Origin of the sequence: uncultured Polaribacter sp., assembly GCF_947501385.1 — a bacterium.
Taxonomy (GTDB): domain Bacteria; phylum Bacteroidota; class Bacteroidia; order Flavobacteriales; family Flavobacteriaceae; genus Polaribacter.
In genome coordinates this window covers 26,967-36,533 of sequence record NZ_CANMVP010000035.1, presented here as the reverse complement: position 1 = coordinate 36,533, position 9,567 = coordinate 26,967, and the positions used below count along the sequence as shown (strand labels likewise).

The following is a 9,567-nucleotide window of genomic DNA, read 5'->3' as shown; positions in this document are numbered from 1 at the left end:
TTGTCCTTCAAATTGTTCCATTATCCTAGTTTTATTGACTTAAATATACGGAAATTAAATGACTAACTCAATAAATTAATTTAAAAAAACAAGATCTATTAATGATCGTAATCTCTGTAAAGTTAGAATTATACGTTTATTTTTTTTTTCTTTTCTTTATTAAAAATTCAGCATATTCAAAATCATCAATAACATCTATATCTACAGAATTTAATCTATTCATAATAAAAGCATATGATTTTTCAGAATAATACTTTTTAAATTTCAGAAAAGAAAAATTAAAGACGAATACTGCTCCATTAGGATAGTAGGTAGGAACCTCTTCCTGCCTATTAGCAATTGTATCTTCAAAAATAGAAACAATGCTCCCATCCTCTTTTATATTCTTATGCCATTTTATTGGGTGATTTTCTTTACAGAAACTAATAACTGAATCAGCATTTTTTTTCTTAAAAAGGTCAATTGCTCCATCAATATCCTTAGTTGATCTTAAAGGAGAGGTTGGCTGCAAAATAACAACACTCTCTTCTTGAGTATTATTATCTTTATTTATTTTATCAATTGTATAAATATAATTATCTACTGCTAAAGCAGTATCTGTCGCTAAATGCTCCGGCCTTAAAAAAGGTACTTCTGCCCCAAATTTAATGGCTATTTCAGCAATTTCTTTAGAATCTGTTGAAACGATAACGCGATCAATATTTTTTGATTTTTTTGCTGCTTCTATTGTGTAAGCAATCATAGGTTTACCATCTAATAATTTAATGTTTTTTCCTGGTAATCCTTTTGACCCACCTCTAGCTGGAATAATTGCAATCATATTTAAACTAAATCTTCTTTTTTTAATATATGATCATAACCTAAATCTTTATTCAAGGTTCTACCAACAATAAACTCTATCATCCCTGGGCTAAAACCACCTCCCGGTCTTTTATAATCAAGATCGTCTTCTTGAAGAACATATCCCTTTTTTAAGTCTTTTGTAATAACAATACTTCTTCTAAATTCAGTTTTCTTTTCATCAGACTCTGTTGCCGAAATTCTAAAAGAACCTAAAGCATCAACGATTCTTTGTGAGTTTTCAACAATAGCAGTCATTTCCTCCTTAGTAGCTGATACTTTATGATCCCAACCTTCCATGTTTTTATCTAAAGTAAAATGCTTTTCAAGTAAACAACTTCCTAAACTAATCGCTGCTAAGGGAATTGTAATTCCTAGAGTATGATCAGAAAACCCAATTGGATATTCTGGATAAGTGCTCATCAAAGTTTTTATATTATTTAAGTTTACATCAGTATCTACAGGAGGATAAGTTGCAACACAATGAAGGATAACAATCTCTTTATTCCCTGTATTTTCAATAGTTTTAACAGCTTTATCTATCTCGTATAATTCACTTAAACCAGTAGAGATAATCATAGGTTTATTCTTTTTAGCCAAATACTCCAAAAACGGATAGTTATTCAAATCCATTGAAGCCACCTTAATAAAAGGCGATTCTAATTTATCAATTAAAAAATCTGCTTCCTTTTTATTAAATGGGGTAGAAGAACAATCGATGCCAATACTATCTGCAAATTTCTTCATATCTAACAACCCTTCTTCAGAAATAGAGTACTCATCAACAATTTGTTCCAAAGTATAATCATTTCTATCTCTATAGTCATCTGCTATGAAATAATTATCATCATACTTTTGTCTAGAAAAAATAGAATCTTTAGACCAACTCTGAAATTTCACACAGTCAGCACCAGCCTCTTTAGCTTCAATCATTAACTTTTTAGCCAACTCCATATCTCCATTATGATTGGATCCAAGTTCAGCAATAATATATGGTTTAGAATAATTAAAGACTGTTTTGGTAGTTGTTAATTGTACTTTCATATTTTTTTTTTAGTTTTTATTTTATAATTAGGGATTTCCCACCATAATAAATTAGATTGATTAGTCTTGTCTTTCTCAAAATCTACATTCTCAATATTTACTTCTAAATAATTTATTTCACAAAGCAATTTATCAAAAAAATCACTAATTATTGTCATACATTGATAATGTATTTTTTTAACTTTTATAGCTTTCTTAATTGAATTCATAGAATTATCTCCTAAACCAACGGTATTATCTTGATATTGTCTATAATAAGTTTGCGTTTGGTTTGTATAAACTGCAGTTTTATTTTTAAATAACAACTTTGAAAAAAAATACCAATCTAGAGCAACAAGATTTTTACAAAAATCTAAATCTCCAATAGATTCTGTTCGAACAGCAGTATTTGATAAACCTAAAATATTTTTATTTTTAATAAACTCTAAATTAATTTCGAATAAATCATCAATTCTTTTTGAATAATACGATTTACAATAAATTCCTTTCTTATCAAAAAGTGTTAAGTCATTAACAACTATATCATATTTTTTGAGCAATTTCTTTGATAAAGCAACTCTATTCATTTCAAAATAGTCATCACTATCTCCAAAGATTAAAAACTCATAGTTTAGTTTCATTACTGCTTCAATTCCTGTTTTCCTATTTTGCACGATAGATTTCTCTGAAACAATCTCAATAATATTTATTTGTCTGTATTCTTTGATTAAATCTTTAAAATTTGCCACTCCATCATTAACAACTAATAGGTCAAAATCTTTATCTGTTTGTAACTTTAAAGAATTTAAAAATTCGTCTAAAAACTTAACGGATAAAGGAAAAACTGTTGTCAATAAGACAGTGTTAGATTTCTTCATAGATGTTAAACTAGTCTCAACCATTAGCTTTTTTTTTTGCTGGATTTCCAAAAATAACTGCATTATCAGGAACATCTTTCAAAACAACTGAACCTGCTCCAATAATAGCATTTTTACCTATTTTGAGACCTTGTTTAATAACAGAATTTGCTCCCACAAAAGAACCAGTTCCAACAGTTACACTGCCTGCTAACACAGCTCCAGGAGCTATATGAACTCCCGATTTTATAATACATTCGTGCTCAATAATAGATCCCGTATTTATTATACAACAATCCTCAATTACTGCCAACGGGTTTATTGATACATTTCTAGCAATAAAGTTGCCAGAACCAATACTAATGTTTTTGGAAACAGAAGCAGATGTATGTTGAACATTGATAACTTCAAAACCTTTACGTTTTATTAGTTTAAAAGCCTCAGTTCTCAATTCGTTATTACCCAATCCTAAAATAAAAGAATATCTATTATGCCATCCTTTAAAATGAGCGTCTTTTTCAAATCCTAAATACTCTAGTTTATATGGATTATTGTTTAATTTATTTAATTCTGAGTAATGCTTTAAATTTAAACCGCATGAATCAGCTGCTTCAGCCACTACATAACCATGTCCCGAATATCCGATTAAAACTATTTCTTTATCTGACACTACTTGGTATATTTACAATTCTTTCCTCTAAAAATAATGCGTTTTTTTGCTCGTCTCTTTGACAATCCTTATACATTGGTAATCTATGCATTAATTGCCAAATTGGTCTTGTCATTACATTTGCTCCATTCGTTTTTTCTAGAAATAAATTCCTTTCATCTTTATCGTTTAACTCAACACACATTAACCAATAATTTGCTTTAGAATTTTTATTTTCAGTTCTAAATTTTATTCCTTCACTCTTAAAAAAGTTCATATACTTATTTGCCAGTTTTCTTTTGTTCTCCAAAAAGCTATCTAATTGTTCTAATTGAGCACATGCTAAAGCTGCATTAATATTTGGCATCCTAAAATTATATCCTAGCTCATTATGAACATACTCGTATGAGTGAGGCTGTTTTGCTGTAGTGGTTAAAAATTTCGCTTTCTCTCCAAGCCGTATATTATTGGTTACTATTGCACCACCACCACCACAAGTCACAATTTTATTTCCATTAAAAGAAAATACACCTACTTCTCCAAAGCTTCCTGTAGGTTTTCCTTTATATTCACTTCCTAGAGACTCTGCAGCATCCTCCACTATTGGAATCCTCCATTTTTCGCAAATCGTAATTAGTTCGCTCAAATGCACTGGAAATCCAAACGTATGCATCGGCATACAAGCAGAAATTTTTTTTCCGGATTTTTTATTATAGCATCCGTCTTCTTTTAACTCTCCAAACTCTTCTAAAAAATCATTAACTGCTTTCGGTGACAACCCCATAGTGTCCAAGTCTACATCTAAAAATATTGGACTTGCATTATTATAAGCTATGGCATTGGCAGTGGCTACAAAAGTCAATCCTTGAGTGATTACTTCATCTCCTTTTTTAACACCAACTAATCTTAGACCGACTTGAAGACCTGATGTTCCATTAACTACTGCTGTTGTTTTGGTAGTTTTTGTTATTTTACTCATGAATAGCTCAAAATCATCTACAAAAGAGCCTACGCTAGAAACATAAGTAGAATCTATACAACTGTTAAGGTATTTTTTTTCATTTCCTCTAAAAGTAGGAACATGAAGAGGGATAAATTCTTTAGTATCGAATTCGTTTCTAATAAAGTTTATAATTTTATTATTCATACTACATTTTGCTATCTAAATATTTACCAGTTTCTTTATGTCCAAAATTAGGTATCATTTCATAAAAAAGATTTTTTAACTGGTTTTTATTCCAATAATTATTCAATTTCAATTGAATAATATTGTTCTCAAAATAGTTGAGTTTACCCTCATTATACTCTAATTCATTTTTAATTACTCCTAAATTTTCAAATCGATCCATATCTAAGGTCTCAGAATCTGTATAAAATTCTTCAAAATCTTTTTCACCAGAGGTATCTGATTTTGTAAACAGACACGGCCAACTATTTTCATCATAACTATTCACAAAATAATTTCTTGCTTCATCTTCTGTAGAACAGATAAAAGGTTTATATCCCTTTATTCTTAAAAATTCTATTGCAATGTCAGAAAATGTAGTTAAATGAAGATTTTCGCTTAATTTAGGAAAAAAAACATCTCTATTTTCTCCGAAAACACAAGACATTAAGCACAACTCACCCGATTCCTGAGGAGTAACAAAATATCTCCTAATATCATTTGGGGCAACTATAGGCTGTTTCTTTTCAATTCTTTTATTAAAACCGTGCAACAGAGACCCGTCTGAAAAAGCTACATTAGCAAATCTTGCCATCGAAACTTGAATGTACTCACTTTTTCTATTCACATACATCTCCATTATTCGTTTCGAAGCTCCCATCATATTTACAGGATTAGCGGCTTTGTCTGTTGAAACACAGAAGTATTTCTTGACCCCTTTTTCTATAGATTGTGCTAATGTTTTATCTGTATTAAAGATATTTACATTGATCATTCTCATCAAAGTAAAAGGATCTTCTTCACTTCTAACATGTTTTAATGCTGACAGATTTAATACGTAATCATAATTGCCATCTGACTCAAAAAATGAATCATATTCAATTGAACCTATATCTAATGCAAATGTTTTAAAATCTCCGTCTATATAACCAAAAGAACTTCTTAAGTCTCGAACGAGTTCTACAAGGTTATTTTCACTAATATCAACTACGTGTAATTTTTTAGGATTTCTTTTAAAAATCTCCTTAACTACAGCCTGTCCTATAGACCCTGCTCCTCCTAAAACCAAAAATTTAGAATCACTAACTATTTTTGTTAATTCATGTTGATTATTATCAATATCAACATCAAATAATCTTTTATCCCTACCAATTAATTTCAAGAAATTCATTTTATTCTTTAATTTGATTTATTCGAAATAATTGTTAGTGTAATAACCTCCATCTTTTAAATACTGATCTTTTTTCATCAGTTTCACATCACTTTGCATCATATCTTTAACTAAAGATGCCAAATCGTGCTCTGGAATCCAGCCTAACTTTGTGTTTGCTTTGGTAGGATCTCCAATCAATAAGTCAACTTCTGTCGGTCTAAAATATTTTGGATCTACTGCTAAAACTTCTTTACCAATTTCAAGTTGATATTCTTTATTGCTACAAAGCTTAATATATGCCTTTTCTTTAACTCCTTCTCCTTTAAATTCTAACTCTATTCCTACTTCTGCAAAACTCATTTCTACAAAACCTCTTACTGTTGTTGTTTTTCCTGTAGCAATTACCCAATCTTCCGCTTCTTCTGCTTGTAGAATCATCCACATCATTCTTACGTAATCTTTTGCATGACCCCAATCGCGTTTTGCATCCAAATTACCCAAATAAAATTTATCTTGCAACCCTAACGCTATTCTAGAAGCAGCTCTAGTAATTTTACGGGTTACAAAAGTTTCGCCTCTTAATGGCGATTCGTGGTTAAATAAAATTCCATTACAAGCATACATTCCATAAGCTTCTCTATAGTTTACCGTAATCCAAAAGGCGTACATCTTAGCGACTGCATATGGAGAACGCGGATAAAAAGGTGTTGTTTCCGATTGTGGAACTTCTTGTACTTTACCATATAGTTCAGAAGTTGAAGCTTGATAGATTCTAGTTTTATTTTCTAAACCCAATAAACGAACCGCATCTAAAATACGTAATGTACCTAAACCGTCTGCATTTCCAGTATATTCTGGTGTTTCAAAAGAAACAGCAACATGACTCATTGCTGCTAAATTGTAAATTTCATCTGGCTGAATTTCTTTTATCAAACGGGTGATATTTGTGCTATCTGTCATGTCACCGTAGTGTAAAAAGAAATTTCTGTTATCTACATGAGGATCTTGATATAAATGATCTATTCTATCTGTGTTAAATAACGAAGAACGTCTTTTCATACCATGCACTTGGTATCCCTTCTTTAATAAGAATTCACTTAAGTATGCGCCATCTTGACCTGTTACCCCTGTAATAAATGCTACTTTCATCTTTTTCAATTAGCTTCTAATTTTACTTCTTTTATATTCTCTATATTATTTAAAAACCATCCATATGTTTTCTCAATACCTTCCTGTAATTCTGTTGAATACTGCCAACCTATTGCTGCCATTTTAGAAACATCCATCAACTTCCTCGGTGTTCCATCTGGTTTTGAGGAATCCCAAATAATTTCTCCTTTATGACCAACTACTTTTTGAATTGTTTCTGCCAATTCTTTAATCGTGATATCTTTACCTGAACCAACATTGTATAGATAATCTGGTAACTTATTTTCTAAAGCATAAACTACGGCTTCTGCCATATCATCTACAAACAAAAACTCTCTCATTGGAGTTCCGCTACCCCATAGTTCGACAGGCTCACTATTTAGCTTTGCTTCATGGAATTTACGAAGCATGGCAGGTAATACATGAGATGTTTTTAAATCAAAATTATCATGAGTTCCATATAAATTTGTTGGCATTAAACTAACGTAATCTTTATGATATTGTTTACGTATAGCTTGACAAGCTTTAACTCCTGTAATTTTTGCAATAGCATACCATTCATTGGTAGGCTCTAAGGTATCGGTTAATAAATATTCTTCTTTTAAAGGTTGAGAAGCAAATTTTGGATAAATACAAGAACTCCCTAAAAATATAAACTTTTCAATTCCTGATTTTAATGCATTGTCAACTAAATTATTTTGAATTTGCATGTTTTCCATTAAAAACTGATAAGGAAAATCATTATTTGCTAAAATTCCACCAACTCTTGCTGCAGCATCAATCACTACTTCTAGTTTTTCAGTTTCAAAAAAAGCTTTTACACTTTGTTGATCTTTTAAATCTAATTCAGTGCTAGCTCTACCAATCAAATTTTTATATCCTTTTTCTTTTAAAGCTCGCCAAACAGCAGAGCCAACCATGCCTCTATGACCAGCTATATATATTTTTGATGATTTGTTCATTTATATAATTTCTTATTTTCCAATTTGAAAATATTCAAAACCTTTTTCTTCTAATTTAAAAGCATTATATTGATTTCTACCATCGAAAATAATTGGCTGTTTTAATCGCGTTTTTAACTCCTCGAAATCAGGAGATCTAAATTCTTTCCATTCCGTTAGTAAAATTAAGGCATCAGAATCTTTTAAAACTTCATATTTAGATTCAAAATATTCAATATTCCCTATATCTTTTAAATAAAACTCTTTTGCCTCTTCAACTGCTTTTGGGTCATAAGCTTTTATTTTAGCCCCTCTTTTTATTAATTCTTTAATAACATAAATAGAAGGCGCTTCTCGCATATCATCTGTACCTGGTTTAAAAGCCAAACCCCAAAGGGCAAACGTTTTTCCAATCAAATTCTCTCCAAATCTTTTAATAATTTTATTTGCAATAACTAGCTTTTGAGCATTATTTACGTTTTCGACAGAAGTGATTAAATTAGCTTTGTAACCATTTTCTTCAGCAATTTTCTTAAGCGCTTTTACATCTTTAGGAAAACATGAGCCACCATAACCTGCTCCTGGATAAATAAAGCTATAACCAATCCTTTTATCAGAACCAATCCCTATCCTAACCATGTTAGCATCTGCTCCTACTCTTTCACAGATATTAGCAATCTCATTCATAAATGAGATTTTAGTAGCTAACATGGCATTTGCCGCATATTTTGTCATTTCTGCAGAACGAATATCCATCGTAATAAAACGATCGTGAGTTCTAAAAAAAGGAGAATATAATTGTTTCATTTTTTCAAAGGCATAGTCTGAATCTGCACCAATTACAACCCTATCTGGCTTCATAAAATCATCTATCGCAGCTCCTTCTTTTAAAAACTCTGGATTAGAAACAACGTCAAATTCTAAATCGGATTCTCTCCTATTTAACTCTAATTGAATGGTTGCTTTTACTTTGTCTGCAGTACCAATAGGAACTGTGGATTTATCAACAACTATTAATTTTTTCTGCATTGTTTCACCAATAGATTTTGCTACGGCCAATACATATTGCAAATCTGCAGCACCATCATCTCCCATAGGAGTACCAACTGCAATAAACACTATTTCGGCATCACTTATGGCTTTTGATAAATTTGTAGTGAAAAAAAGGTTTTTATTTTTAATATTTCTTAGAACCATTTGCTCCAGACCTGGCTCAAAAATTGGAATAATACCATTATTAAGTTTTTCAATTTTTTCAGGATCAATATCCACACAGATTATTTTATTTCCCATTTCTGCGAAACAAGTTCCTGATACCAAACCTACATAACCAGATCCTATAACAGCTATATTCATTACTTATCTTTTACTTTTAAATTTTCTTTTTCTTGTACTTCTTTTCTTAAACCACTACTAGAAAAACGATGCTCTCTTTTATTGAAATATAATTCAATGCCTTTTTCTTCACAATATTGTCTTCCAGTAAATTTTTTACTAGCATATTCATCTCCAATAATACGAATATCTATTTTAAACGACTTCAGAATATCTCCTAAATCTTGTTCAGTTGCATAAGGCACAATTTCATCTACATATTTACATCCTTTCAATTGAATATATCTTTCTACAACAGACTGTACAGGTCTATTTTTTTCTGGACGATCTAATGTTGGGTCTGTTTGCAAACCACAGATTAGATAATCACACTGACGTTTTGCATCTTCTAACATTTTAATATGCCCAGCATGCAATAAATCAAATGAACTGAATGTTATTCCAATTTTCATTCT

Annotated in this window: 10 protein-coding genes; all 10 read right to left on the bottom strand. The window is 30.6% G+C overall.

Annotated features, from left to right (window positions below; genetic code table 11):
• Positions 1-136: 136 nt before the first annotated feature.
• From Q0998_RS17570 to Q0998_RS17525, 10 genes are read right to left on the bottom strand one after another with little or no spacing between them, the layout of a single operon-like run.
• The gene (locus Q0998_RS17570; RefSeq protein ID WP_299672235.1) at positions 137-820 is read right to left on the bottom strand and encodes an acylneuraminate cytidylyltransferase family protein; all 684 of its coding nucleotides are present in this window, start codon (positions 818-820) and stop codon (positions 137-139) included.
• A gap of 2 nt (positions 821-822) precedes the next feature.
• Entirely contained in the window at positions 823-1,884 is a 1,062-nt protein-coding gene (locus Q0998_RS17565; protein WP_299672233.1) for an N-acetylneuraminate synthase family protein, read from the bottom strand.
• On the bottom strand, positions 1,881-2,741 hold the full coding sequence (locus tag Q0998_RS17560) for a glycosyltransferase family A protein (protein ID WP_299672231.1): 861 nt from the start codon (positions 2,739-2,741) through the stop codon (positions 1,881-1,883). The genes Q0998_RS17565 and Q0998_RS17560 overlap by 4 nt, the downstream gene beginning before the upstream one ends.
• A 16-nt stretch (positions 2,742-2,757) precedes the next feature.
• The gene (locus Q0998_RS17555) at positions 2,758-3,390 is read right to left on the bottom strand and encodes an acetyltransferase (RefSeq protein WP_299672229.1); all 633 of its coding nucleotides are present in this window, start codon (positions 3,388-3,390) and stop codon (positions 2,758-2,760) included.
• Positions 3,380-4,516, bottom strand: coding sequence for a LegC family aminotransferase (locus Q0998_RS17550; protein ID WP_299672227.1), 1,137 nt, complete (start codon positions 4,514-4,516; stop codon positions 3,380-3,382). The genes Q0998_RS17555 and Q0998_RS17550 overlap by 11 nt, the downstream gene beginning before the upstream one ends.
• A gap of 1 nt (position 4,517) precedes the next feature.
• Positions 4,518-5,705 (bottom strand): UDP-N-acetylglucosamine 4,6-dehydratase, encoded by a 1,188-nt coding sequence (locus tag Q0998_RS17545; protein ID WP_299672225.1) that lies wholly within the window; start codon positions 5,703-5,705, stop codon positions 4,518-4,520.
• An 18-nt stretch (positions 5,706-5,723) separates the two neighbouring features.
• The gene (gmd, locus tag Q0998_RS17540; RefSeq protein ID WP_299672223.1) at positions 5,724-6,836 is read right to left on the bottom strand and encodes a GDP-mannose 4,6-dehydratase; all 1,113 of its coding nucleotides are present in this window, start codon (positions 6,834-6,836) and stop codon (positions 5,724-5,726) included.
• A 5-nt stretch (positions 6,837-6,841) separates the two neighbouring features.
• Positions 6,842-7,798 (bottom strand): GDP-L-fucose synthase, encoded by a 957-nt coding sequence (locus tag Q0998_RS17535; protein ID WP_299672221.1) that lies wholly within the window; start codon positions 7,796-7,798, stop codon positions 6,842-6,844.
• Positions 7,799-7,810: 12 nt separating this feature from the next.
• A complete protein-coding gene (locus Q0998_RS17530; protein ID WP_299672219.1) occupies positions 7,811-9,133 on the bottom strand; it encodes a UDP-glucose/GDP-mannose dehydrogenase family protein in 1,323 nt (440 codons plus the stop codon).
• Positions 9,133-9,564, bottom strand: coding sequence for an adenylyltransferase/cytidyltransferase family protein (locus Q0998_RS17525; RefSeq protein WP_299672217.1), 432 nt, complete (start codon positions 9,562-9,564; stop codon positions 9,133-9,135). The genes Q0998_RS17530 and Q0998_RS17525 overlap by 1 nt, the downstream gene beginning before the upstream one ends.
• Positions 9,565-9,567: the final 3 nt, after the last annotated feature.

Bases quoted from the DNA above. Each gene is read 5' to 3' on its own strand.
- Q0998_RS17570 (WP_299672235.1), bottom strand. From the start codon at position 820: ATGATTGCAATTATTCCAGCTAGAGGTGGGTCAAAAGGATTACCAGGA.
- Q0998_RS17565 (WP_299672233.1), bottom strand. From the start codon at position 1,884: ATGAAAGTACAATTAACAACTACCAAAACAGTCTTTAATTATTCTAAA.
- Q0998_RS17560 (WP_299672231.1), bottom strand. From the start codon at position 2,741: ATGAAGAAATCTAACACTGTCTTATTGACAACAGTTTTTCCTTTATCC.
- Q0998_RS17550 (WP_299672227.1), bottom strand. From the start codon at position 4,516: ATGAATAATAAAATTATAAACTTTATTAGAAACGAATTCGATACTAAA.
- Q0998_RS17545 (WP_299672225.1), bottom strand. From the start codon at position 5,705: ATGAATTTCTTGAAATTAATTGGTAGGGATAAAAGATTATTTGATGTT.
- gmd (WP_299672223.1), bottom strand. From the start codon at position 6,836: ATGAAAGTAGCATTTATTACAGGGGTAACAGGTCAAGATGGCGCATAC.
- Q0998_RS17535 (WP_299672221.1), bottom strand. From the start codon at position 7,798: ATGAACAAATCATCAAAAATATATATAGCTGGTCATAGAGGCATGGTT.
- Q0998_RS17530 (WP_299672219.1), bottom strand. From the start codon at position 9,133: ATGAATATAGCTGTTATAGGATCTGGTTATGTAGGTTTGGTATCAGGA.
- Q0998_RS17525 (WP_299672217.1), bottom strand. From the start codon at position 9,564: ATGAAAATTGGAATAACATTCAGTTCATTTGATTTATTGCATGCTGGG.